Source organism: Vibrio sp. 2CM40D (assembly GCF_023161825.1).
GTDB lineage: Bacteria > Pseudomonadota > Gammaproteobacteria > Enterobacterales > Vibrionaceae > Vibrio > Vibrio alginolyticus.
The window spans coordinates 338808-364396 of sequence record NZ_JALNTL010000002.1; the positions used below are offsets into that span (position 1 = coordinate 338808).

The following is a 25589-nucleotide window of genomic DNA, read 5'->3' on the forward strand; positions in this document are numbered from 1 at the left end:
TTACCTTTCACAAAGCGCCCAATAATGGGCGCTTGAGTGATAAACAACGATGTTAGAACGACGAGTAATACAAATTCGTCATCGCCACTACGAGCCCTTCCACATCTTGTTCGTCATGGAACAAATGCGTAGAGATACGCAGCGCGTAAGTATCAAAGTCATCATCCTTATGCAGCTTAAAGCTAGTCGTACGGATGATGTAACCATACTCTTCACGTAAACGATCTCGGAATTCCGTCAATATCTCTTCATTAGTTACATCGGAGAACGGGTTAACCGTCGTTAAGCCACTGGTTAAGCCTTCCACGTTTGGTGAATACATTTTGGCTTGTGGTAAGTACTCTTGAAGCAAGGTTTTACATAAACTACCAAGGCTTACAACTCGCTCTTCGATATGGTCTCGACCAATCTCATCCCACATTTTGCAACTATCAACTAGTGCTTGTTTCGCAGGATAGTTATCGTTACCAATGTATTGCATTTGCAGCTGTTTACCCAGGTAATCAGCATGAGAAAGTGAGGAGTTGATCAACCATAACGGGTTCTCTCGGTCGCTCCAATACTCATTCAAACGGTTACCGTTATCACGAACATACAGAATACCTGTCGCGCCCGGACCACACTGCCACTTATGACCAGATCCTGCATAGAAATCACAATCCATATCGTGGAAATCAAGGTCAAACATACCGACCGTATGCGCGCCATCAACAAGAGTAGGCACGCCATACTCTTTTGCTAAAGCACAAATGGCTTTGGCTGGTAGCGCGGTTCCTGTTTTGTATGTGATATGAGAGAAAACAATTAGGCGAACGTTTTGATTCGCATCAAGCGCGTCTTGGAACGCTTGAATGTAATCTTGCTCAGAAACGTTTTCAGTACCAGTAAATACTGGTAGTTGAATTTCTACCACATCCACACCAAAACGATGTTTCGCTACGTTCATAGGTGATGTTGCAGCAATATGTTCATGGTGTGTCGTTAGAATCACATCACCTGGTTCAAAGTGTAAGCCATTAATGATCGAGCATAAGCCATCAGTAGTGTTGCGGCTGAGAATGATCTCTTCTGGGTTAGCACCAAAACCTGGTGCGACGTCTTTAACCATCTCTGAAACATAAGGCCAAGAGCCAAATTTGCCTTTCATATCCCAAGGATATTTAGCCACCAGCTTGTTGTTATGCTCGTAATCTTCAAGAACATGTTTTGGCATTGAACCTGTTGTACCAATGTTCATGTAAGTGGTTCGTTTGTCCAAAACGAACTGTCTTCGCACTTTACGCCAGAAGCGCTTATCGTGTTTTCTACCTAGCCCGCGGCTGCTCCAATCAATTTTCTGTTCTCGTGCTTGAGCTACGCCTGAGAAAGCGGAAGCACTCACACCAGCAACAACAGCTCCTGTTGCGCCTTTCAGAAAATTACGGCGGCTGCTATTAGTCTGAATAGATTCCTTGTCTTTCATCTTTTTCAATCCTTGTCGGAAATTAGCCATATTATTAATTTTAAGTGCGTAACTATCTGTTACTAAAACATTATTACCCATTACAATCAGAGTTTAATTTTTTCCTCTGCCATTAAGTGACTTTAGTTCCAATTTTTTATCTTATTTGATGATATAAGCAACAGTTTGACCACAAATCTATAAACAACAATGTTCACATTAATATATTCGTTAATTTGACTATTCTTTATTGCGGACAATTCCACCAAATTCTTTATAAAACAATTATGAGCTTTGTTATAAAGTCATTAAAAATTTAACTTTGCGTTAATTTAAAAATATTCAGGCTATTTTAAGATTGGCGTCTATTCTTTTTATATCTTAACGATCTCAATATGTTAAGACTAAATAAGAGAAAGCTGATTTCGGATCGAGATATCAGTTTAAGACCATAAAGTGATACACATCACTCTATGACATAAACTCACCGCTCAACAGACATAAGTAAAACAGGTTTTCACTAATATGTGCTTGAGCGTACACGCTAAAAGAAGGAGGTCCCATGTTAAAAGGATTGCTATGCATTTCAGTTGCATCCGCTCTTGTCGCCGCCCCTAACGCGCTAGCAAAAACGGTAGAAATGACTGCTCTCAACACCAATGAGAGCGCGGGTACCATTGAGATTTCACAAAGTGATTATGGCGTTGTTTTTACGCCTCAATTATCAGGTTTGTCAGCAGGTGTGCACGGTTTCCATGTTCACACTAATCCATCTTGCGATAGCATAGAAAAGGATGACAAAACCGTATTAGGCGGCGCAGCAGGTGGCCATTATGATCCTAACAACACAGGGAAGCATGGCTATCCTTGGACCAATGACAATCATTTAGGCGACTTGCCTCCTCTCTATGTGGACATGGACGGCAATGCCAATCAGCCCGTTGTCGCGCCTCGCCTAAAATTATCGGATTTAAAAGGTCGAGCGTTAATGATCCATGCAGGTGGTGACAATCACTCCGATCACCCAAGTAAGCTAGGTGGTGGCGGCGCTCGCGTCGTATGTGGTGTTATTGAATAAACATTAACTTATGTCTCACACTTCTCTTTAGATTGCGAGAAGTGTGAACTTCTGTTGATACTGAGAGGAGGTTGCATTGGTCTCAAGGTAGCTGTGGTGAAGCATTAAGATCGATTGGACAATCTTCGTCCCGATCCCCAAAGAACCGCCCTCCGCTTCTTCCTCGATGTGATTGACGAAGGTAAAGTGGATACGCGACTTATCTTCACTCAAATGCGCTCGGCAATGCACTTCTGAACCGATTGGGCTGTGGCGCAATGCATTTTCAAGCAGGTTCAATACCAATCGCTCCAATAGCCCCTCGTCACCCACGGTTTGGATTTCGCTATCGATATCCACTTTCAACACCACTTCTTTACGAGAAAACTGGCTCTGCATCGTTTCGGCACATTCTGCCATCAACGCGCCAAGATCTACGGGGCGGTACTCGTAGTTTGGCATTGGAGCTTCTTTGCGCGCGGCGTCTAACAGAGAATGCAATTGAGTTGAGAGCTTCTCACAATTTCGGAAAGCGACGTCGATCAAAAGATCGGATTCCGGATGTTGCAAACGCCACGTTTCCAAATAGCCCAGCACGCTCGATAACGGCGTTTTTAAATCATGACTAAGCTGCAACAAGCTTTGACGACGATGAGACGATTGATACTCCAACTGTAAAAACTGCTGCTGAATGTGCTTCGCCATCATCTGATAAGAGTGCGCAATCGGCACAAGCTCTGGCACTTGGTGAGTAAAATCAGGTTGCAGGCGGAAATCATGTTCAGCTTGCTGTTGAAGTTGCTTGGTCACACGTTCAATCGGATTCAATAGACTACGTTTGACCAGCACATAAGCCCCGAGGGCAAAGCCTAAAATGGACACTAAGACCAATCCTGCCAGCGCGATGTAAGGGGTATCGACTTGAGCATTGGCAATGGCGTCATGTCGGGTACTGCCAATCACCACGTAGAGATAACCGACCGTAGAGCCTAATTCCTCTATCGCTGCGACAGAAAAGACTTTGTGTTCACCACGATTACGTGGGTCTTCACCCAAAATAGGAAAAGGCTGGTCATTTAAGAATTGCTTAATGGGATTGAGATCCACCTTACCCATGATCTCCGCCCCTTCTGGTGCTGCATGGGTGGTGATATTGCCTTGGCTATCGAGGAAGTAGATTTCAAAATCAGGGCCGATCAGCATGAGCGTGTGAAAGATCGACTTAAGTGCTTTAGGGTTGTAATCCGTCCCGATCATCAGCGGATTATCGTCACGCATATGGCTAGCTAGCTCTTTATGGAGGCTTTGCTTAGTGCGTAACTCAATGGTTTCTTTTTGCCAATTGTAAGTTAGTGCAATCACCACCGCCGCGAGGCAGAACCACAAGCTAGTAAATACTACCAAGCGAGATTTGAAGCTCATCCTATCGCCTCCTTAAACAGCGAAGTTTTTGAAACACCCGTGATGATTGAAAAATGACGGTGAAAACAACTGCCGACTTACTGTCTTGGCTTGATGTTTTGACTTACTTTCTTGCATTAGTGTCTTGGCTGAAACTTATATCCAACACCCCAAACGGTTTGAATGAAGTGATGATCAGAGTCAGACAACGACAATTTGCTGCGTAAACGGTTTATGGTGCTACACACCGTGTGGTGATAACCAGAATGACTGGTGTTCCAAACGTGATCGAGCAATTCATCTTTACTGTAGACTCTGCCCGGACGAGTCGCGAGAAACTGCAGCAAAGTAAACTCTGTCGCGGTAAGAGTGACGTCTTTATCGTTTAGGGATACTTGGTGCAACTCCGGAATGATTCTCAGCGGACCAAAATCCATCGCGTCGTCGAGAACTTCATTTGCTACTTTGGCTTCTGCGGTTTGGCTGACTCTGCGCAGCACGTTTCGCACTCGTGCTTGGAATTCTAATACGCTAAATGGCTTAGTGATGTAGTCATCAACGCCCGCTTCTAAACCGTCAACCTTGTCCATTTCACCGTCTCTGGCTGTCAGCATGAGCACTGGGCTCCAATCTTGTTGCTGACGCAAATAATGGCAAATGTCTAGACCATCACCATCTGGTAAACCTCGGTCAAGGATCAATAAATCAAAGGATTGTTGCTGGTATTGCGTTTTAGCATCGGCGACATTTGTGGCTCGCGATACTTGGTGTCCTTGAAACTTGAGATGCATCTGAACCAGTTCTGCCAAATCATCGTCATCTTCCACCAACAAGATGTTCGCGACTAAATTGATTGCCTGTTGTTCCATGGTCCTTTCCTTGCCTTCGAGTATCCTCACTTTGCACATGACCGGAACAAATTAGAAATTCTTTCAAAAAAGGTTCCGATGACGCCATGAGGGATAAAGCGCTCGGCTACAAGCGCTTTGGAAAGGAGACGTCATCGGAGCCTGTGTTACTCGACTCGAGTGATGGTGACTTTCGCACCTGGGTTCAAGAAACGATGGTTCGCAGAAAGCGCTGAGTTTGCTAATCCGTCATCTTGGCTAACTACCCCCGCATGGAATGCAACAACATCACTGCTGTCATTACGAGCGGCATTGAAGCCCTCACCACCACCTGCTGGGCCCGGGATGGTTGCGGCAAGTTCATCATTCAGTTTCGTGCCAGAATCCCAAACGTTCATGCTCATTTCGTAGCTTTCACCCACTGCGAGCGATTTGAGCGATAGCCCCGTTTCGCCAACAAAGGCATCATTGGTATTCACAAACATAGACGCCACAGACAAGTAACCGTAACGACTAGGGTCAACCGTGATGGTGACTTCGTCCGATGCACCCGGCAACACCAATCCATTACCCGAAATGCCTTGGTAAACACTGTCATTGCTGTTCATCAACTCAATCAGCTCAGCGTTACTACCGCCTTCGGCAAGGTGCTCAAGTTCAACAGATGCGGCTTGTCCAATTTCAAACAGTTGGTAGTCACCATTGTGAGTGAGTACCGCGAGCGGAGACATAGGTTGATTCGCAGTCAAGTTCGAAACGTTGACGGTGTAGCGGTAGGATTTCACTACATCATTATCATCATCGCTTGGACAACCGGCGAGCAAGCCGACTGAAGCCGCTACTAGTAAGATTCTGTATTTCATACATCCCCCTTACTTCACAACGATTGTGATGGTTGCAACTGGGTTTAACCAACGATGGCTGCTGCTGTCTAAGTCACTGATGCCACCGGTTGGATCGCTATCACCAAGGTTACCCGGATGCACGTGGACTTTGTCGTTAGTTACCGTTGCTTCAACGCCTGTGCCGCCAGTACCAAAGGTAATGAAAGGTGGGTTTGGCATGCTAGACGCAAGTTCATCGTTCGCTTCTGTACCGGCATCGTAACTTCTTAGCGTTGCTCGGTATGTACCCGCTTCCGTTGGAATCTTCCAACTATCCAGACCGACGAAACCGTCATTGGTTGGCAGCAACATCGCGCTCAGAGAAAGATAACCGTGGTCGCCACTATCCAAGGTGAAGGTGGTTGCAACACCTGGATTCAAAATGCCACCAGCAGGGTTCTCAACCACCGCACCACCAGCGTTACCAATCACACTAGCAAGCCCAGAGATATCACCACCTTCTGCCATTGCTTCTAGTTCTGGCGTTGCTGCTTGACCCGTTCTGAACATTTGAAGATCAGAACCATGTGCAGCGACAATAAGTGGCGTAAAGTAGATGCCTTTGGTTGCGTTTGTCACGGTGATTTCCAATTCTGCCGCATTCACTGATGCAGAGCCTAGTGCCATAGCGACTGAAGTCATGACGAGTCCGAGTTGGGTACGTTTTTTCATTGTGATTCCATCCTTTAATGAGGGTTGAACTACCCAAGCCCATGTGTACGGCTTTACTTCTTTGTTCGTGACTTGAGTAGGTTAAGCATTACGTTTCGAACGTTTTGCGTTCTTGCCTCTAAGAATGACGAGCAAATCTATCAGCAACTTCATCGAATTCTCATAAAATTCTCACAAGTTCTGTTCGAATTCTGTCAGCAGAACTTTTTTACTCTTAATCAGGTATTTACACTTCGCGCTTTCCCCTCCTACAATGCGGTATTCTCTGTTTAAATCACGATTCTCAGCATGATTCATAACGTTCTGTCTGCCTACTATGGCGAAATCTACGGCATCGCTTTTTTCAACCACTACTTGAGCCATTACGCCCAAAGTGAACAACAAACGCTGTGGCAAACCTTGATTGAAGTGGAAGAACTCACCGCAGAAAAGCTCAAACCTGTACTGCTGACAAATGGCATGGATATCGAAAGTCGATACCAAGAGATGCTAGATAAAGGCTTGGCAGATGCAACCAAGTGGATTGGTTTACCATGGCAAGAGTTGGTGGCGAATCTTTTGAAGTGGGTGGAACCTTATGAGGTTAAGTATCGAGAGTGGCATGAAGAAGTGAAAGATTCACAGCAGTATTCAACCGCTGAGCAAGAAGCTATCGAGTTAATTGCAGACCACGAAACGGCCATTTATCACTGTTGGCAGCAATACCATACTGGTGAATCTGGCTTGCCTGCACTCAATGCATTTTTGGCAAAATATCGTTAAAGCGAGACGGTGACACTTGAACCTCGTGAAACCGTACCAGACAATATCGTTATTCCGCTGCGCAGAACTGAACAATTATGGTTAATCCAAAACTCATTGCCCTACTTCCTGACCTTGCTTCGTTTATCTTAGTGGTAAACGAAGGCAGTTTTACCGCTGCAGCCAAACAACTCGGCGTGACGCCATCGGCTTTAAGTAAGTTGATCACACGATTAGAGCAAGCCCTCTCGGTGAAACTGTTTGAGCGCACAACTCGTAAGTTGATTATTACTCAAGCTGGGCAAAAGGTTTATGACCAAAGCATCGCAATGGTGAATGCCGCGCAGCAAGCCGTTGAGCTATCTGCGGAAGATCATACTGAGCCAACAGGCGCACTCACAGTGGCAGCCCCTGAAGCATTTCTTAATTCGGTGCTTCAACCGTTTGTATTGCCATTCCTAGAACGTTATCCAAATATTCAGCTTAAGCTGCGTGCAGCAGATGGTGAGATCGACCTTTTCCGCCAAGGAATTGATGTCGCATTCAAGCTCACCGACAAACCCGATGAGAATCTGGTACTCAAAGAGATCAGCAAGACCAATCTCGTTTTATGTGCCTCTCCAGATTACCTCACCAAACACGGTATGCCTGAGCATCCCACTGAACTTGAGAAGCACGATTGTATTTACCTTGCCGAGAACGACAAAGACAACATCTGGTCATTCTTTAAAGAAGAAGCGTTCCACTCCATTGCCGTAAGTGGACGCTACGCCGTCAACCACTCCCAAATGCGCTTGAACGGGGTTAAGTCTGGCTTAGGAATTGGGATCTTCCATGACTTTGTGATCAAAGACGCGTTAGAGCAAGGAGAAGTGGTGGAAGTATTGCCGGATTGGATGATCAAGAGTAATTACCACGGCGCTATCGCGATGCAGTATGCGCAAACCAAATACATGCCTGCTCGTCTGCGCGTGTTTATCGACTTCGTTAAGGAGCATTTAGTCTCCGAGGACACTAACCATGCTTGAGGATACGAGCCATGTTTGAAGAGGCTAACCATGTTTAAGGCTATTCATCACGTCGCGATCATTTGCAGCGATTACCCAAGGTCAAAACGCTTTTACACTGAAGTGTTGGGTTTGAAAGTCATTGCCGAGAACTATCGCGAAGCCAGAGACTCCTACAAGCTTGACCTCGCTTTACCTGACGGCAGCCAAGTGGAACTGTTTAGCTTTCCGGGCGCACCAGAGAGACCTAGCTTTCCTGAAGCACAAGGGCTACGACATCTCGCGTTTTTGGTAGATGATGTTGAACAGGTGAAAGCCTACCTAGAATCGAATGACGTTGAAGTTGAGCCAATTCGTATTGACGAATTCACAGGCAAAGCCTTTACCTTCTTCCAAGACCCAGATGGCTTGCCGCTGGAGATTTACCAGAAATAAAAAGAGCCAGCACTTCGCTGGCTCTTTTACTATTTCATTCTTTGTCTGTTACTAATTCAACGCCGTTTTCAGCTTCTCAACGCGGTTGAACAACAGCCAATCCAGTGCGAGAACCGTAACAATTGCCAAACCGCCCATCGGAAATGCCAGACACAATATAACCAACGTTACTAAGCCTAGCTTCCAAATACCGTCTTGCTGAAACTTAGGTGGTGCGCCCAATGCGGCACTGCGACTTGGTCTACGAATCCACCACATCACCACGCCTGTGACTGAGATTAAGATGAACGCTAAACAGAACACCACGTTGAGCACTTTGTTAAGCACACTGACATCACCTTGGTGCAATGACACACCTGCCGCCATGAACTTGGCAAACAAACTGTAATCTTGCCACGTGACGTCCACCAACAAGCGACCGGAATATTGGTCAAAGTGGCTGGTGCGATCTTGTCTTGGGTCGGAAATATCGCCGCCCATAGAGTTAGCTGCAACGGTGTAAACGCCTGTCTCAGAGCGTGGCAAAAACAGCTTATAGCCAGTGAAGCCCATCATTTCAGCCTTGAGGATGATATCATCAATGGAGAGCGCATCATGACTGCCTGCGTATGCCATCTCTTCCTTCATATTGGCATGATCATGAGCGGGCTTATCTTTCGATTCCGGCACAGCAGCAAGCTCTAAGTTCCATGGCATCTCTTCTGAAGCACCGTGGTTGAGATCTTTGTGTGTCAGTGTGGATTCCGGTTTCTCACCCCATGTGTAATAGGTTGGGAAGGTATTCCAAGCTTGCACCATTTTCGCACCCCAGATCCCTGCCCAAGATAAACCTGAAATCAAAAAGAACAACAGAACAATCGACAGCACACCACCTAAATTCGCATGCAGGTCACGCATCAAAATTCGAGGGCCATTGTTAAGGCGAATTTTCAAAAAGCCGGCGCGGCTTGCGTTGTCTCTAGGTAACCAAAGGTATAAACCAGACACCAACAGCAAAATCCCCAAACTTGCGGCGATTTCAATTAAACGGTCGCCTAGGTCGCCGATGATCAAGGTGCCGTGAATGCTGTTCATCAGTTCATAGATGCTATCACCACGGTTAATGGTGCCTTGTACGTCTCCTGTGTAAGGATTTACTGCAACAATCAGAGAGCTGCCTTCTTGGTTTTGAATCGAGAATCGGTTGGCAATATCGGCCGTTTTGGCAGGTACAAATTGGGTGACATTAAAATCGGGATACGCCTGCTTTACGGTTTCTAATTGTGCAGAGACAGGAACCATTTGCTCTTGTGGTGAAACCTGTAATGTCGCTTCGTATCGAGCCAGTTCGATTTCATCATCAAACAACATCACCAACCCCGTTAGGGAAAGCATCAGCATAAATGGAATGACGAACAAACCTGCGTAAAAGTGCCATCGCCACGTCATAAAGTAGATGGATTTTGCGCGTGAGGCTTCCTTGAGTTGAGGCTTTGCCGAGTTTCTCAACATGTGTATTTTCCTTTTTTCATTGTTGAACACCCAAATTCAGCCAAACGCATCCTGCACATACACATTCGTATGCGGCGTTATTTGACTTAGATTTGGGAGTACCACTGCTCGAAGTGGCAGTGTTGCTGACTATATACCCAAGTGACTTCAAGATGCTGGATTCAGAGCGTTGTCATTGATTCGAGTGCAAAGAAAACAACGCTGTGTAATAGACCACTCTTTCCAAGTCGTTTGAAGCAGCAATCGGAGCAATGACACGCTCCCGAAGGGCGAGTTGCCTTGGCTTGTATACTTTGTTGTCGATATCTTGATCTAGACCCACTAGACCTTTAAATCGCCGCCGCGTCTACAAACCAAGTCATTCTCGCTGAACCAAGCATCTCGAGGTTACTTGGGTATCGTGTAATTGTTTTCGTTATGAGAAAAGGGAAACCGGCGGCGCTCTAGGAACTGGTGTTTCAAATCGCACACTTAGAGCCAAATAAGCGTAGCTGTCAGAAGTCACCAAGCTCTGTCTTGAAAGTATCGGTGTCGTTGGAAGTGTATCGTGATGAAAAGTCGAGAAGTGGCTAAACGGACAAGGCTTACCTTTGTGGCTAACCGAATTGTCGCCCTCTTCTATTTGAACCAATTCAAAACCGTTAAGCGTACATAGCGTCGCCCACACGCCCATGCTGTTACCATGAGCATTGATAACAGGCATCAGCGTCACTAGCACCCAACTGAGAGCACTAGCAAATAACATTGAGCGGTAAAAAGGAATTAATCTACGCATAACGGTGACTTAACAAATTTCACACAGCGTAACCAATTCTGAGTGGTAGCTCAAAAACAGGATCAATAAGTGCTTGCTACCTCACAGGTTTTCTTGAATGCATCGATTGACAGGCGCAAAAAAGCCCGCCGAAATGGCAGGCTGATAATGTGTTCATTCATTACTTAGAAATAACGCGTAACCCACTGCCACGAGCAAATGCTCCGCTCAGTAGATAATTAGCCGAACAACTTGCTCCAAATGCTTGGATTGCGCTTGTCGTGGTACTCTTCACGAAGACTATCGATTTCACGCAGTTGAGCTTTTGCTTCTTGTAGCTTGCCCGCATCAAGATCCGCTTCAATCTTATCTAGCGTTACCGTCAGTTTGTTAAAGCCTTCTAAGTAAGTATCAAACTTCTCTGGTGGGTAATTACCACGCTTAGATTGTTCAACAATCGCTTGCAAGCTATCAATCGCAGATTTCATGGTTTCGACATCAGATGCTTCTGCCGCCTGTTTGAATTCCATCTTCATCTGTTTCATGTTTTGTTTTAAATCAACCGCTTCTGCCATTGCGTATGTTGAGCCAAACGCAATCGCACACCCTAGGACTAAAGGACGTAACATTTTTCACTTCTCCATTTATAGTGCCGAATTCTGTGTCGGCTTTATTCACCCAAATAACCTACGCCATAAAAGGCGAAAAACTAGCTTATTTGAGTATTTCCGGGTCGCAGTGTAAAGCAATCTGGCGTCAGGTGCATACCTTAAATGTAATCAAGTTTATGCGTTGAGAATGCTGTCATATTCTGCAATTGGTTTACGGCCTCTCAAAGCTAAGAAAGACAAAAACTGCTGAGCGGTGCGAGTAATCACTTTCTTGCTATCAATACCCACTTTGTCCATTAACTCTCCAACCAACTCCAGATTACCAACATCGTGACAGAAGTGCGCGTCACTGCCCGTGGTGAAGAAAACACCGAGATCTTTCCCGATTTGTGCAATCTCGTGGCAACGGTCTACGCTGCCTACTCGGCTGTTACCTTTCAGCGTGGTGTTATTAATTTCAATCGCGACATTGTGCTCTTTCGCGCACGCTAAAACGGTCTGAAAATCAAAGTCGAAATTTGGATTACCAAGATGACCGAGCGCATCAATACGACCACTCTGAATGACATTAACAAGTGCTTCCGTGTGAGTTTGCTTGTTTGCTGGACGAAAAACGGGTTCATGAAAACTCGCGATCACCCAATCTAAGTTGCGGTCCACACTCAGTGGAATATCAATGTCGCCTTCGGTATTCATAATGTTAGATTCAACGCCGCGAATAATCGCAACGCCTTCAAGAAAACGAGGCAGAATTTTCTGGTTAGAGAAGAACCAGTAATGAGGCGCACCCGGCATTAATTCTGCGTGATCGGTCGTGCAGAACATATCCAGCCCGTTCTCTTTTGCCAACTTTGCATTTTCAATCAAGGTACTGTACGCGTGACCACTGGCGTACGTATGTGTATGGGTATCAACTTTAAATTCCATCATCCACTCTCTTAGGTGCGCTATCTTGCGTGCTATTGTATACCTTCAGGCAACGCATCGTCAGCTCAAGATAAGCAAGAACCCTAAACTTGCTCTTCACTAATGGCTTTTATCAAGGGTAAAGCTTTTTCCCATCCGTGATTAAACATGGAAACAAAGTCATTGTGAGTATGAATGGTAACATTGAGTAGTAAACGATCGTTGTTGGTATCGATCTGGTAGATCTCTCGCGATCCGATCCACCTAGATGCTAGGTCAGCATCGAGTTGTTGACGATTATCCGGATTAAAAATGGCAACATGATGAAATTCAAGTTTTTGAAGCGGTAGCACCGTATCTATGATCGCCCTTGTCCCGCCCATATCTGGATCAAAAAAAGTGATGCCACCTCCTTCTTCCCAAGCTCCTTCAAATTGAGACTGCGGTGAAAAGGCTTGTGCCCAACGTTTATACAACTCAACATCGGTTAGCACTTCCCACACTCGTTGCGGTGTCGCCGAAATTTCGACGTAATAATTTAGCGTAAGCATGATTTCTCTCCCTGAACCTTTCTTGACGCTAGCCCATACTCAAGAAAAATCAAACCACACGACCAATTTATCTACCTGCCCCCTTCATTTTCCGACAGACTAAGAAGTTCTCGCTTGTAAACCACCACTGCGATGCGCCGTAAAACGAACCCAACATGTGTTCAGTATGATTGCGAGCACTATTAAACTCATCCCAACAATTTGACTTTGACTCATTCGGTCTTCAAAAAACAGGCTCTGCCAAACCGCAGTGAACAATAAGTTAGTAAAAATGAGTGGCGCAAGTTGAGAGCCACTGCTTGCCAGTTTATATGCTTTGGAGCGAAAAACTTGGGTGTTAATGATCATCAGAGACATCATACCGATCCACAGCGTATTTGAAGAAATCTCAGGCGCCATAACACTCATATTAAGTAACACGTCGAAGTCGTTAAACAAAGTTAGCGGCAACAGAAATACGGCAGCAAAACCAAACGCCCAAAAGTTGATTTCTAGCGGCGACATATTTGTTTTACTCACTTTATATAACGTAAGCTGAGAACCAGAATTGAAGAGTCCACCAGCCAAGCCGAGCAATAAATCCGCTCGCCATGTGATCTCACTTCCACCGCCCGCCAACATAACCACACCAGTGAACGCCATTGCTAAAGCCGCCAATGTTGAAACACGAATGCGCCCCCTCATGAACAGCTTTTCAACCAAGGGAATAAATAATGGGCCAGTAGCAAACAAAACGACCCCCTCAACGAGCGTTAACGTTTGTAATGACGCGATAAAGCAAAGTTGTGACAAACCGATACAAAGAGCACGCAATAAAATAGGCTTTAGCGTGCCCGCTTTAGGAAAGGTAAGGTTTTTCGCACGAAGTAAGATAAGCAAGATAAGCGCAGGCACCAAAAAACGTAAGAAGCTAAATAGTGTGACGGAAAGTTCGCCTGACAACTGCTTTGCTAACAGTCCAGTAACAGATAAGCTTAACGTAGACATCAACATGAAAAGGATAGATTTATTTACAGCATTCATTCAATACTCCTTAATATATGGAGCATTTTAAAAGACATCACTTATCGTAAATAGCGAGTAATATTAACCATTGATGTAAGAAAAACTTACAGTTTAACTTATCTATCACCAGCTACGGTTTTTAAATTATGCGGAAACTAGTCCCCTTAAAGTCCATCTACGCATTTGTTGCAGTAGCTGAGTCTGGCAGCATGACAGAAGCAGCACAGATATTAAGTGTGAGCCACTCAGCCGTAAGTCAGGCAATTAAATCGCTGGAGAGTCAAGTCAACAAGCCTCTATTTGATCGCATAGGCAGACAAGTTCAACTCAACGCGGACGGTAAAAAGTATTACAGGAAGGTGGCACCCGCTTTAGAGCAAATTGTCGATGCAACGGAAGCACTCATCCAAGATCAGAACTTGCAGCGTGTTACGCTCAATATGGTGAATTCATTGGCTCTTCACTGGTGGATTCCTCGAATGTCAGATTTACAAGGGTTTGCTCCTCAATTAGACGTTCGTTTATCAAACCTGTCTGGCAGATTCAATTTAGAACAAGAAGGTATCGACGCGGCCTTGGTGCATGGAAATCCCGAAGAATGGCAGGATTACTACTGCGAAAAGCTCAGTGAAGATGAACTGGTTTTGGTGTGCAGTCCTGAATTGATAGCGAAGACCAAGGACTCAAACATCACTCAACTCTTAAAGCAGTATCCCATCATTGAAGTTACTAACGAACGAAGAAAAAATGACTGGAACGTGTGGCTGGACGCGACGAGTATCCAGCGACCTAAAAATAAAAAACCAATCACTTTTAACATGTCGATACAAGCCGTCCAGGCCACAACTCGTCGTTTGGGGTTATTGGTCACTCATCGCTTGTTTGTGAAGGATGACATCAAATATGGTCAGCTAATCGAGCTGGGTGAACCCGTCATTAATCCTCATCAACAGCTTTACTTTGTATGCCCGCCACACAAGCTAAAGCTTGAATCGTTTCATCTGTTGCGATCTTGGCTACAACAATCATTCAACTATTAGAAACTTTTGTTAAGCACATTCACTGAAAAACTAGTATAAAGTTAGAAGAGCACTTTTCATCCAAGGATGGTTTATGAAGCAGTATCAAATATGGCTAAGCGCACTCTGTTTTGCAGTATCTTTGAGTACGACCGCTGAAGTAGAAAATGATAACCGCCTTTCAGAACAAGGGATCTCCACGGCAATTATTGGGGGTCAGCAGGCTACCCAAAACCAACTTCCTTTTTTTGCACGTCTTATTCTACATAAAACTGGCGCTAATCAGTTTGCCAATATTTGTGGGGGAACCATTGTAAACGACCGCTTCATTTTAACTGCGGCTCACTGCGTAGAACCAAGCGTTTTTACTGACGGCTGGACAATCAACGACCTACGAGTGTTAGTCAAAAACCCTACGATGAATGACGTGTTTGTTGAAGAATTCAAAGATGTTCGCTCTATCACGATTCATCCTGATTATGTGCCTAGCGATTTATGGATTAATGACATCGCTGTCCTTGAATTGACTAGACCTATCACCGATAACGTCCAATCCATCACTTTACCGCAAGACTTTGGAGACTACAGCAGCAAGTCAGTTTATCAGATATTCGGTTTAGGTCAGACCTCAACCAATGATGAAAGCCCCCCTAACTATTTACGCTGGGCAGAAGTAAAACCCCTTACCGACACCCAATGCGCTTCGTTGGTAACAGGGTTTAACGCTCAGGAAAGTTTATGTGCGAATGGATTTCCTGAACGAAGCTACACTGGTATCTGTCGTGGTGACTCAGGCGGTCCTCTCACCTATCAAGACAATAATGGCATGTATCAGCAAATTGGCATTGTGAGCTACGGTTCTTCAGTTTGCGAATCCGCTGCGATTCCAAGTGTGTTTACCGAGATTTTGAACTATGCAACATGGATTGAGACCCAAACCAGCTCAGGTGTAAAAACCAGTTATAACGCCCTCTTAGCAAGTTCGGAAGATTATCATAGCGAAGGGGACTCTGGCTTTGAGCCTGTCGATACCAACACATCTGGCTTTGGTAACAACGGCAGCAGTGGCGGCGGTGCTCTCGGATCAGGGTTGATCATGCTTGGAGGCTGGTTTGGTTGGCTAAGACACCGCAGAAATTATTCGCGCTCCTAGTAGCGTCAACAAGACATCATAATATCTTACGCTTAACGCGAGAGTTAATGATGTCTTCAATCATCTTTTGCTCTTTTTTCGCTTTTTCATAGTTCTGCTTAGTACGCCAACGATCAAGCACTTTTTCTAACCCTTGAACGCGTGCGTGCTTGTGTTCTAGCGTTTTCTGTACAGATGCACATTCCGCTTGCATAACGGCTTGCTCTTGCTCGTGGTGACGAAGCATTCTTTGTAGCATTTGGTCAACACGATTAAAGTTCATCAAAGCCGCGCTCGTCAGCGTCGGGCCGGTTCGGGTTGATTGTCCAGCGTGGCCTTTCAACGCCGACAACTGTTCCAATTGCATTGAAAGATGGGAGTGACGCTGACGCATGGCATCAAGTTGTTGACCCACACGGTCACGCTGTTTTTCTTCCATTTGCTGTAACTTGCCTACGGCTTTTAACTTGGATTTCATTTCAGCCTTGTCACTCCCATTTGATTAAGCACTTTGAAAAAGCTGCGCGAGCTCGGTCAAACTGGTTGGGTAATCTACAGACTCGTTGGCAGCTTGTTGTAGATATGCACGCAAATTTGGATACATAGCAACAGATTGATCTAACTCAGGATCTTGTCCTGGTTGATAACCCCCTAATGGCAGTAACTCTTTAACCTGAAGGTAGTTGGAGTACATTTGACGGAAGTTATTCGCAATCGTGCTGTGTGCGTCCTGCGTACAAGTATTCATACAACGGCTAATAGACGCGTTGATATCTATCGCGGGATAATGCCCTTGCTCAGCCAGTTGACGCGATAAAACGACATGCCCATCTAAGATGGCGCGCGCGGAATCCACGACAGGATCTTGTTGGTCGTCCCCTTCTGCCAATACGGTGTAAATTGCCGTTAAGCTACCATGTTGATTTTCACTGTTACCCGCTCGCTCTAAGAGTTGAGGTAACACGCTGAAGACTGAGGGCGGATAACCACGAGAAGCTGGAGGCTCACCGAGCGAAAGAGCGATTTCGCGCTGTGCCATGGCGTATCGGGTTAGAGAGTCCATCAGAAGTAGAACGTCTTTGCCTTGGTCTCGGAAATACTCTGAAACGCGATGACAAAGTAATGTCGCTCTTAACCTCATTAGCGGGGATTCATCAGCAGGAGCCGCGATAATGATCGCTTTCTTGCGCGCTTCTGGGGTTAAGTTTCTCTCGATGAACTCACGTACTTCTCTGCCTCGCTCACCGATAAGCCCGACCACAATTACATCGGCCTCCGTGTTTTTGGTGATCATCCCCATTAACACACTTTTACCGACGCCACTGCCAGCCATCAAACCAATACGTTGGCCTTTGCCTACCGTCAATAGTCCATTAATCGCTCGCACGCCTACGTTGAGTGGTGTATCAACTGGGCGTCGCTTCAGTGGGTTAATCGGTTTTGGTTCAAGTGAAACTCGATCTCCCCCCTTAAGCGGTGCCCCGTCATCTAACGGCTCACCTAAACCATTCAGTACGCGTCCTAACCACTGAGAGCTTAGCTGCACGGTACTGTCACCATCAAGAGGGATGACTTTTGCACCTGCAAACAGACCACCTAAACGGCGGATAGGCATGAGGTAAGCAATAGTGTGTTCAAAGCCCACAACTTGCGCTTCGATCATATCGCCTTCCGCGGTTTCTACGAGACAACGCTGCTCAAGCTTAAACCGACACCCTACGGCTTGTAACATTAAGCCGTTTACTTTTATCAACCGCCCTGTTACGCGGGCTACAGGGATTGAATCAAGCGAAGCCAAGGCTTCGCTCAAACGCTCACTTAATAGTTCATGGCTTAGGGTATTACTCATGCTCAGACTCTACCTGTGGAATACTGACTTCATCCAAAAGGTGTTGCTTTACATTGTCCATACAGGCTTCCAAACGAGAGTCGCAGCTCGCATCCGCTTCTGCGTCATCAGTCACTAACTGACAGCCACCAATAGGAAGCTCCGTATTAGGGACCAGTTTCCAAGATTGCGGCAAATCAGCATTGATGTGAGTAATGCGCTCTAAATCTTGCGGATTTAAATGCACAGTTACTGTTTCCGCTTTACCAGGCATGGCAGACAATGTCTCGTCCACCAAAGCTAGGATCTGCTGAGGCATTAAAGTGAGCTCGGCACGAATCACTTGCTGAGCTACCTTTTGTACCAGTTCACAAATCATATGGCGTTGTTGCTGTTCTTTTTCATCTTGCCAACGAGAAAGGGCGTGAAAAAGTTCATTGACAGGCTTCGCCGCCTCCAAAAAGCCTTGCTTTCCAGACTGCTCACCGGAAACAAAGCCTTTTTGGAAACCTTCTTTTTGGCCTTCCAACAGACCTTGTTGCTTGCCCTGTTCGATACCTTGGCGTAAGCCTTCCTCATGTCCTTGTTGCAAACCTTGTTGAAAACCTTCTTCAAGTTGCTGTTGGATATCTATTTGAGGTTCTTGCCAGCCTTGGTTATCTAGCCCGAATTCGTCTTCGATAGTCTTAGGTTGCGCTAAAGGCGGAAAACGGTGTAAACGATACCCGCTCGGAGGCAATCGCATAGTACTTGATTTTGTCTCTAGCATGACCTTACTCCACCGTTGGCTCTTCATAGAGAAGCAGCTGAACTTCACCAGATTCATCCAGCTCACGTACCATTTGCATGATGTCTTGACGTGCTTTTTGAACTCGACTTAACGCAACAGCGCCGCGTGCGTCCATATCATCTTCTAGCGCTTTCACCATACGTTGCGGCATTGAACGCTTAATAGCTTGCTGTAAGGTAATATCGGAACCTTTTAGCGCGACTGCCCACAACTCTAGCGGGATTTGCTGCACCAACATGTCCATGGTTTCTTCGCGTTGTCGGCCAAGAACCATAAAGTCGAACATGTTTTCTTCGATTGCATTAACAACATCTTCATCATGCAACTTCAGCATTTCCATCAATGAACCACGGTCACCTTCAAAGCGGTTAATGATATCTGCAGCTTGCTTAACACCTGATAACGGCGTGCTTTGACTTGCGGATACTTTTTCGATGCAACGCTCAACGAGTTCATGCAAATCAACAGCAACTTGATGATCGATATCTTGCAATTGAGCAATACGGAACAAGATTTCGTCATGGTAATCTTGTGGCAAGTGCTTCAATACCGCTGAAGAGCTGTCTGCTGGCAAATACGCTAGAAAAATTGCTTGCATTTGTGGGTGCTCGTTCACAATGAAACGAGCGAGAGTTTCTGCTTCCACCCACTGTAAGCGCTGCATATTGTTGCGAATTTCATCGCCATATAAGGTATTCAATAACCCTTTTGCCAAATCGTTACCCAATGCTTTACGCAATGTATTAGATAGGTATTCCTTCGAGGCTCCTCGAATACCGCTGTGCTCACGAAAATCTTCAAAGAAAGTTTGAATAACACCACGAGCAGAATCGCTCTTAATGCCATTTAACTTCGCCATTGCACGAGTCACACGCTGGGTTTCATCACGGCTAAAGTGTTGCAAAACCTTCGCTGCGGCATCCTCGCCCATGCCTAATAGCACGAGCGCGGTTTGTTCAACATAACTAAGCGTCTGCTTTGATAGAACTGTGTTCATTGATGTTTACCCATTGTTTCAGTATTTCGGCTACGCGCTCTGGCTCTTCATTAGCAATAAGCTGTAGGTGTTTCAATTGAATTTCTAATGGCGAACCTGCTGGTGGTAGCATGTCGCTGTTTACATCTAAACCTGAAGAGGCTGAGATGCCTTTTTCAGATAGGCGGCGATCAAGTACTTCTTCATGCTCGCGTTCTTCACGCGTTTGCAAGTTTTCGTAGTCAGGTTCTTCCTGAGGCTCAGCAAAATTTAGCTCAGGCACAGGTTTATCAACGCCAGTTAGGTGCATGATTAATGGACGCAGTACGAAGAAGATCATCGCCAAGCCTAACAAGCCACCAATAACGTAGCGTATTGGCTGCTGTACTGTAGGGTCTTGCCACCACGGCAGTGCAGGAGGAGCATCAATTTCGATTGGGGTGAAGTTGAAACTCATTAAACTTAAGCTGTCACCTCGTGTGGCAGAGATACCAACAGCATCCATGATCATGTTTGAGATTTGCTCTTTATCGGCTTCACTCCACGCCACACCATCTGGCGAAGCTTTGGAGTTCAACAGAACCGAGACACTAAGCTTTTCTATTTGGCCTTGTTGGTATTGAGTACGACGAACACTACTACCTACAGCATATTGACGATTCACTTCAGATCGCGCATTCGTGTTTTGGCTATCGTTCGTTTCCACTTCACCAGATCCTGTCACTGGCGGTTGGTTACTTAGAGAACCAGGAACACCCAACGCAATTTGATCAACCGAGTTGTTATGAATGGTGTGCTCATTACGCACAACCGGTGCGTTATCCAAAATTTCTTGTGTTTCTTCAACTTGGCTAAAGTCCAGATCGGCAGCGACTTGTACTCGGAAGTTACTCGGCCCCACAATCGGCGTAAGCATATCTGCTGCGCGTTGGATGATCTGTTTTTCAACACTCTTCTGGTATTCAAGATATTTCGCATTTACTTTACCAGCTTCCGCAGAAGCGACATCCGCACTAAGAAGACGGCCATACTGGTCAATGACAGAAACAAATTCTGGCTTCATTGCCGTGACACTGCCGACCACTAGGTTAATGATCGCTTCAACTTGTTCAGGCTTTAAGTCTTCACCAGGTTTGAGCTCAAGCATGACAGATGCTGAAGGATTCTCACTGTTTTGGCGGACGAATAGAGTTTGACGAGGTATTGCTAAATGAACACGCGCGTTCGCTACTGAGTTCAAAGACATGATAGTACGTACTAACTCACCTTCTAAACCATGACGATAACGCGCTGTTTCCATAAATTGGCTCGTACCAAGAGAGCTATCTTCCTTGAGCGAATCCAAACCTGTCGGCAGCTTAGCTTTAACACCTTTTGATGCAAGCAACATGCGCACCTTCGCAACCTCACCTTCTGGTACAAGAACTTGTCCATTTTGCTCTTGCATGCGGTAGCTTACGCCTTCGCTTTCTAATACCGACACAATTTCGCCGATATCAAAACGCTCTTGCTGGCTATAGAGCGGACGAAAGCTCTGCGAGGAACTCCATAGTGCAACCACAATAATCGCTGCAACAATCGCAGCTAACACCGCAGATAGCACTAAGTTTCTCTGACTGCTAGACCAGATTTGCTTCAGCTTCGTTGTCACATCGTCCATGCCGTTGGCAGTAGAAAATGTCTGTGCTGTGCCGGTAGCCATAGCTGTGTTTCCGGCGACTTGGGGGGTTAGTTCTGACATGAATTACACCGGCATCTTCATAATATCTTCAAATGAGGTCACGACTTTGTTGCGCACTTGCATCAAAGCATTAAAGGACAAGCTGGCTTTTTGGCTCGCGACCATTGCACCAACTAGGTCATCACTTTTTCCTGTTTCTACGGCCGTCATTTTTTGACTAGCCACTGATTGATGTTGATTCACTGTATCCAACACATTTGTCATCGCTTGTGAGAACGATAAAGGTGCGTTTAGTGATTGTTGATCTAAAGGATTTGCACTCACGATAAACTCTGGCGGCTGCACTTGTGCCTGCATCGCCTGCATTTTTGACAACATAAGTTGCTCTGCCGAGACCGCATGAGTAGGTTGACTTGCCATCTATTTTTTCTCCTATTAGGCAGCCGAGCCTAGTGCCGACTGTAAATCAATACCATGTTCTCGCATTGCTGCGAGCTTGTAGCGTAGCGCTCGAGTAGAGACTCCAAGCGCGTTTGCGGTTTTCGTTCGGTTTCCACCAAACTGACGTAACTTTTCCAAAATAAACTGATATTCAGCTTGCTTCTTCGCTTCTACATGACCAAAACTTGCAGTTGGCTCTGCTGTAGGAACTGACGCGACAAGCTCAATAGGCAGCATCAGGTCATGGGCTGTAATGTAATCACCATGACGCATGACCAAAGCGCGTTGAATGACATTTTCCAACTCACGAATATTGCCCGGCCAGTGATACTGACTCAGCGCACTAATCGCATCTTGGGATAGGTGACAGCGGCTGCTATCTTGATACTTTTCAATAAAGAATTGGCTAATTGGTAGAATGTCCTCTTTTCTTTCACGCAAAGGCGGCCAGTGCAGAGGCAGCACATCTAATCGATAATAAAGATCTTCACGGAACGTGCCTTTTTGAACTTCCTCACGTAAGTCTTTGTTGGTTGCCGCAATAACACGAATATCGAGCTGAACGGCTTTATGGCTACCAACACGTTCTACTTCACGCTCTTGAAGGACGCGTAACAATTTCGCTTGAACCGCAGGTGACATTTCACCAATCTCGTCAAGCAGAATCGTCCCGCCATTTGCTTCTTCAAACTTACCGCTTTGAGAATTTGTCGCTCCGGTGAACGCGCCTTTTACATGACCGAATAGCACAGCCTCTAACATTGACTCTGGAATGGCGGCGCAGTTAACCGCCACAAATGGACCATTGATACGCGGAGAGTGCTCATGCACATATCGCGCCAGCACTTCTTTACCCGTTCCCGATTCACCTGTAATAAGCACACTCGCGTTAGTACATGCTGCACGATGCGCCAATTGCAGAACTTGTTTGCTTCTCCAAGACTCCGCAACAATGTTGGCCATTGGCTTACCTAACGCTTCAACACGTTTAAGCAGATTAACCAACTGATTAGATTCAAATGGGCGTAATAGATAATCAGTAGCGCCCGCTTTCATCGTTTCAGCAGCCAAGATGCCTTGTTCTTGATCGACAATCGCAATAACAACACCCGAATTTCGCTGCTTTTGGTGACACGCGACAAACTCACGAACACACATATCCGGCAGCGTAGAGCTCACTAAAGTGATTTCTGCTCGCTCTTCAAGCAAAGCGCCTCGACCAGTACGAGTGTGTTTCGCGGTGTAACCTGCATTTTGCAACACATCCAATACTGGTTGAGCAAGAGCTTCATTTGGCTCAACCAACAAAATTTTCGTTTTCGTCATCATTGAACCTTAACTTTCGTTTGTTGATTTTGTGATTGTAGAGCTGGGTGGTGTTTCGTAGCCGTATACTCGTTGTCCCTCACTAAACGCAGGGTGACACGTCGGTTTTTTGCTTGGCCATTAACCGAGTTATTGCTGGCAATTGGGTAACGTGAACCATGAGCTCGTGTTTCGATCATCGACTCGTCGACCCCAAGCTCAATCAAAGCATTGGTGACTTGCTCTGCTCGAGTACGTGACACAGAAAGGTTCGTTAAACTTGAACCAACGTTATCGGTGTGACCGTCGATGAGGATTTTGGTCACTCGATCATCCACAGATACATAGCTATACAGCGCTTCTAGTGTTACTTTCTGTCCACGACTTAACGTCTTCTGACCAAACTCAAATGAGAGCGCCATATCCCTTGCCTCTGAAAAAGACAATTTAGGCAATCGCGCGCGACACGCATTAAATGATTTCAATGCGTTTTGAATTTGAAGAGTAGGAATCACAATCTCTGAAACAGAGGAAGCATTACTTCCTTTAAGTGACAGCGTCACCCAACTACCCGAAGCAATTGAATCCATGAATTCTTCAGCGCCTTTATTAAAGATGAAACGCTGAGACGGCTTAGTAAATTCAAGGGAGTCAAACTCTTTTCTATAAAGCTCATCACTCCAAGGAGCATTTTGAGTTGTTAAAGCAATCGTTTTCCATTTATTGTTTTCATATTCTATGTCGGAAATAAAATAGAATTTATTATTAGGTTCCGCTAGGAAATAAAACTTCCCATAGTCATTATTTGATTGCAACAAGTTGCATTTGAATTTATTTCCCTCATATGTCCATTTAGAGAGGTCCATAGGGATTGTTAAGACTTCTTCTGAATATGACACTTTTGAAAGAATAAAACTGATAACAATAATTGTGTTACAAATTATCAAACGGACATAATTCATGTATATCTTACATTCCCATGACTTAAACCGTTTAATTAAATATGCCACCAAGCCGAGAGAACTGGCATAGCTAATCATTTTAATTACCTATTCTGAATATTAAAATTGGTTACAAAACGCTCAAGAGAGCACGCTTAGCCTCCAGTGGAAGCTTTAAGCATAAAAAACAGTATCTTATAATTTATTTATTTGAAGTTGTTGTTACGCCACAAAGGCAATTTAAAAAATCTATAACAACTAAACCGCTCAACATTGTTATTTTATTTATTAAGCGATTTATAAAGAAAACTAACTCTTTTTAAATTTCATTAAAAGATTATGACTATATGAACAAAGCAACATGTGAACTAAAGTCACAATCTTAGAGTTTGGAGCTAAAAGATCATTAAAATTTCTGTGTAGACTACACGCCATTAAGTTAAAACACTTTCGATTGTTAACGCACGGTAAAATATAAATGGAAAATAGAGTTAGCGAGCCTATTTCTGATAGTCAACTACTTGATGTAGAATTATTAGGCAAACCTATTCATATCATTCGTGAGAAGCTCGATAATTTAATTTCAGAATCTTGCTCAAACCTTACGACTGAATTACAAAATTGGCTCAGCACAGGAAAAGTGGAAGCTAGCTTAACCTCAGTAGACTTGCACCGCTTTACATCGGTTGAGATGGACAAAGAGCAAACGTCGACCTATCAACATCAGGAAGGCGGCATGGTATTCATCCATGGTAACCCTCACACGCTCATAAAGTTGGCTGATAGATTTTATGGTGCAAGTGCAGAGCGCTCAGCCGCTACTCTGACGGCCAGTGACTTACGTTTACAAGAGCGCATCAGTCGAATCATCATCGGTTGGCTTGCTCCTGGTGAAATGTGGGACACGGGTGAGTATGAGACCCCTAGAGGTATTGGCATTAACGTTCAATTAAACATTGCGTTTGACGATCATCAAGGCTCAATTCATCTCAAGCTAGATGGTCATCTTATTCAAACGCTAATCGAGCAGCTTGAACTGCAGCCTGATACCGATTTGTTTCAACCTTTCTGTCGTTCTTTAGAGACGACCCCCGTTCGACTGAACGTTGTTCTAAGTAAAAAGAAGATGCCTTTAAGTGATGTGGTTGGCTTACAACCCAACGATATTTTACCTATTGAGCTTCTTAACACGGTTCCAGTAAGCATTGGCAACCAATCTCTATTTACAGGTCGTATTGCCGAGCAAGACGGCCAACTTGTTTTGATCTTTAACCCTGATAAGGAACCGCAGCGATGAGCGAAGCGCTAGAAACTAATGCATTCGACGCAGAAGAACTGAACTTTGATGATTTTCAATTAGAAGACTTTGAAGCCGAAGATACGCTCCAACAAGAACCAGCCACTGCGGAACGTGACCTTAGCTTTTTCAAAAGCATTCCTGTCACAGTCACGCTGGAAGTTGCGAGTAAGGAGATCCCACTTGGGGACTTAATGAAAGCGGGTGAAGGCACGGTTATCGAGTTGGAAAAGCTCAATGGCGAGCCTTTAGACGTGAAAGTAAACGGTTCTCTTATGGGCCACGCTGAAGTTGTCGTTGTCAATGATAAGTATGGACTTCGTCTGATCGATGTACATGACTCTGCATTGAGTGGCGTTGGTCAATAATCTTAGG

Annotated in this window: 27 protein-coding genes; 8 read left to right on the plus strand and 19 right to left on the minus strand. The window is 45.1% G+C overall.

Annotated features, from left to right (window positions below):
• Positions 1 to 52: 52 nt before the first annotated feature.
• Positions 53 to 1462: an aminotransferase class V-fold PLP-dependent enzyme gene (locus tag MTF70_RS04880; protein ID WP_054865815.1), complete on the minus strand. Its 1410-nt coding sequence runs from the start codon at positions 1460 to 1462 to the stop codon at positions 53 to 55.
• 619 nt (positions 1463 to 2081) lie between these two features.
• Between MTF70_RS04880 and MTF70_RS04885 the strand changes: the two genes are divergently transcribed.
• Positions 2082 to 2519 (plus strand): superoxide dismutase family protein, encoded by a 438-nt coding sequence (locus tag MTF70_RS04885; protein ID WP_226975304.1) that lies wholly within the window; start codon positions 2082 to 2084, stop codon positions 2517 to 2519.
• A gap of 27 nt (positions 2520 to 2546) precedes the next feature.
• Here MTF70_RS04885 and MTF70_RS04890 read toward each other — a convergent pair whose 3' ends face one another.
• The 4 genes from MTF70_RS04890 to MTF70_RS04905 form a co-directional block, all read right to left on the minus strand.
• The gene (locus MTF70_RS04890) at positions 2547 to 3920 is read right to left on the minus strand and encodes a HAMP domain-containing sensor histidine kinase (RefSeq protein ID WP_025768583.1); all 1374 of its coding nucleotides are present in this window, start codon (positions 3918 to 3920) and stop codon (positions 2547 to 2549) included.
• 116 nt (positions 3921 to 4036) lie between these two features.
• Complete coding sequence (locus MTF70_RS04895; protein WP_025768584.1) at positions 4037 to 4768, minus strand: response regulator transcription factor; 732 nt, start codon at positions 4766 to 4768, stop codon at positions 4037 to 4039.
• A gap of 146 nt (positions 4769 to 4914) precedes the next feature.
• On the minus strand, positions 4915 to 5610 hold the full coding sequence (locus MTF70_RS04900; protein WP_205461258.1) for a spondin domain-containing protein: 696 nt from the start codon (positions 5608 to 5610) through the stop codon (positions 4915 to 4917).
• Positions 5611 to 5619: 9 nt separating this feature from the next.
• Positions 5620 to 6303, minus strand: coding sequence for a spondin domain-containing protein (locus tag MTF70_RS04905; RefSeq protein ID WP_005384002.1), 684 nt, complete (start codon positions 6301 to 6303; stop codon positions 5620 to 5622).
• Between the two features lie 288 nt (positions 6304 to 6591).
• Between MTF70_RS04905 and MTF70_RS04910 the strand changes: the two genes are divergently transcribed.
• From MTF70_RS04910 to MTF70_RS04920, 3 genes are all read left to right on the plus strand, one after another.
• Positions 6592 to 7065, plus strand: a complete 474-nt coding sequence (locus MTF70_RS04910) for a hypothetical protein (RefSeq protein WP_205461256.1) — start codon at positions 6592 to 6594, stop codon at positions 7063 to 7065.
• A gap of 77 nt (positions 7066 to 7142) precedes the next feature.
• A complete protein-coding gene (locus MTF70_RS04915) occupies positions 7143 to 8072 on the plus strand; it encodes a LysR family transcriptional regulator (RefSeq protein ID WP_025768587.1) in 930 nt (309 codons plus the stop codon).
• Between the two features lie 30 nt (positions 8073 to 8102).
• Positions 8103 to 8486: a VOC family protein gene (locus MTF70_RS04920; RefSeq protein ID WP_025768588.1), complete on the plus strand. Its 384-nt coding sequence runs from the start codon at positions 8103 to 8105 to the stop codon at positions 8484 to 8486.
• Positions 8487 to 8537: 51 nt separating this feature from the next.
• Here MTF70_RS04920 and MTF70_RS04925 read toward each other — a convergent pair whose 3' ends face one another.
• The 6 genes from MTF70_RS04925 to MTF70_RS04950 all read right to left on the minus strand — a co-directional run bounded on the left by MTF70_RS04925 (position 8538) and on the right by MTF70_RS04950 (position 13822).
• Positions 8538 to 9977, minus strand: coding sequence for a PepSY domain-containing protein (locus MTF70_RS04925; protein WP_025768589.1), 1440 nt, complete (start codon positions 9975 to 9977; stop codon positions 8538 to 8540).
• A gap of 415 nt (positions 9978 to 10392) precedes the next feature.
• Positions 10393 to 10752: a hypothetical protein gene (locus MTF70_RS04930; protein ID WP_080276971.1), complete on the minus strand. Its 360-nt coding sequence runs from the start codon at positions 10750 to 10752 to the stop codon at positions 10393 to 10395.
• A 218-nt stretch (positions 10753 to 10970) separates the two neighbouring features.
• A complete protein-coding gene (locus MTF70_RS04935; RefSeq protein WP_021035869.1) occupies positions 10971 to 11360 on the minus strand; it encodes a cytochrome b562 in 390 nt (129 codons plus the stop codon).
• Between the two features lie 156 nt (positions 11361 to 11516).
• Positions 11517 to 12269, minus strand: a complete 753-nt coding sequence (locus tag MTF70_RS04940) for a phosphatase (protein ID WP_042521750.1) — start codon at positions 12267 to 12269, stop codon at positions 11517 to 11519.
• An 83-nt stretch (positions 12270 to 12352) separates the two neighbouring features.
• On the minus strand, positions 12353 to 12799 hold the full coding sequence (locus tag MTF70_RS04945; RefSeq protein WP_025768591.1) for an SRPBCC domain-containing protein: 447 nt from the start codon (positions 12797 to 12799) through the stop codon (positions 12353 to 12355).
• Positions 12800 to 12898: 99 nt separating this feature from the next.
• The gene (locus tag MTF70_RS04950) at positions 12899 to 13822 is read right to left on the minus strand and encodes a DMT family transporter (protein ID WP_248393860.1); all 924 of its coding nucleotides are present in this window, start codon (positions 13820 to 13822) and stop codon (positions 12899 to 12901) included.
• A 128-nt stretch (positions 13823 to 13950) separates the two neighbouring features.
• Between MTF70_RS04950 and MTF70_RS04955 the strand changes: the two genes are divergently transcribed.
• Positions 13951 to 14844, plus strand: coding sequence for a LysR substrate-binding domain-containing protein (locus MTF70_RS04955; protein ID WP_005384012.1), 894 nt, complete (start codon positions 13951 to 13953; stop codon positions 14842 to 14844).
• A 73-nt stretch (positions 14845 to 14917) separates the two neighbouring features.
• Positions 14918 to 15976 carry a serine protease gene (locus MTF70_RS04960; RefSeq protein ID WP_025768593.1) on the plus strand — a complete coding sequence of 353 codons (1059 nt, stop codon included), beginning with the start codon at positions 14918 to 14920 and terminating at the stop codon, positions 15974 to 15976.
• Positions 15977 to 15992: 16 nt separating this feature from the next.
• On the opposite strand, the gene fliJ is transcribed toward MTF70_RS04960, so the two are convergent.
• The 8 genes from fliJ to MTF70_RS05000 are packed head-to-tail and all read right to left on the minus strand — an operon-like array spanning position 15993 to position 24016.
• Positions 15993 to 16433 carry a flagellar export protein FliJ gene (fliJ, locus tag MTF70_RS04965; protein ID WP_017820533.1) on the minus strand — a complete coding sequence of 147 codons (441 nt, stop codon included), beginning with the start codon at positions 16431 to 16433 and terminating at the stop codon, positions 15993 to 15995.
• 24 nt (positions 16434 to 16457) lie between these two features.
• The gene (gene fliI / locus MTF70_RS04970) at positions 16458 to 17804 is read right to left on the minus strand and encodes a flagellar protein export ATPase FliI (RefSeq protein WP_005375057.1); all 1347 of its coding nucleotides are present in this window, start codon (positions 17802 to 17804) and stop codon (positions 16458 to 16460) included.
• A complete protein-coding gene (fliH, locus tag MTF70_RS04975; RefSeq protein ID WP_005375050.1) occupies positions 17797 to 18552 on the minus strand; it encodes a flagellar assembly protein FliH in 756 nt (251 codons plus the stop codon). The genes fliI and fliH overlap by 8 nt, the downstream gene beginning before the upstream one ends.
• Before the next feature lie 4 nt (positions 18553 to 18556).
• Positions 18557 to 19570, minus strand: coding sequence for a flagellar motor switch protein FliG (locus tag MTF70_RS04980; RefSeq protein WP_005375048.1), 1014 nt, complete (start codon positions 19568 to 19570; stop codon positions 18557 to 18559).
• A complete protein-coding gene (gene fliF / locus MTF70_RS04985) occupies positions 19539 to 21290 on the minus strand; it encodes a flagellar basal-body MS-ring/collar protein FliF (RefSeq protein ID WP_005384024.1) in 1752 nt (583 codons plus the stop codon). Before fliF ends, MTF70_RS04980 begins: the two co-directional genes overlap by 32 nt.
• 3 nt (positions 21291 to 21293) lie before the next feature.
• The gene (fliE, locus tag MTF70_RS04990) at positions 21294 to 21650 is read right to left on the minus strand and encodes a flagellar hook-basal body complex protein FliE (protein WP_005375045.1); all 357 of its coding nucleotides are present in this window, start codon (positions 21648 to 21650) and stop codon (positions 21294 to 21296) included.
• A 15-nt stretch (positions 21651 to 21665) separates the two neighbouring features.
• Positions 21666 to 22997, minus strand: coding sequence for a sigma-54 dependent transcriptional regulator (locus tag MTF70_RS04995; RefSeq protein ID WP_017820535.1), 1332 nt, complete (start codon positions 22995 to 22997; stop codon positions 21666 to 21668).
• Entirely contained in the window at positions 22997 to 24016 is a 1020-nt protein-coding gene (locus MTF70_RS05000) for an OmpA family protein (protein ID WP_205461254.1), read from the minus strand. The genes MTF70_RS04995 and MTF70_RS05000 overlap by 1 nt, the downstream gene beginning before the upstream one ends.
• 379 nt (positions 24017 to 24395) lie before the next feature.
• On the opposite strand from MTF70_RS05000, the gene MTF70_RS05005 reads away from it, so the two are divergent.
• Both MTF70_RS05005 and fliN read left to right on the plus strand, forming a co-directional pair.
• Positions 24396 to 25214 (plus strand): flagellar motor switch protein FliM, encoded by an 819-nt coding sequence (locus MTF70_RS05005; RefSeq protein ID WP_005375039.1) that lies wholly within the window; start codon positions 24396 to 24398, stop codon positions 25212 to 25214.
• A complete protein-coding gene (gene fliN, locus MTF70_RS05010; RefSeq protein WP_005375038.1) occupies positions 25211 to 25582 on the plus strand; it encodes a flagellar motor switch protein FliN in 372 nt (123 codons plus the stop codon). The genes MTF70_RS05005 and fliN overlap by 4 nt, the downstream gene beginning before the upstream one ends.
• The last annotated feature ends 7 nt before the right edge of the window (positions 25583 to 25589 follow it).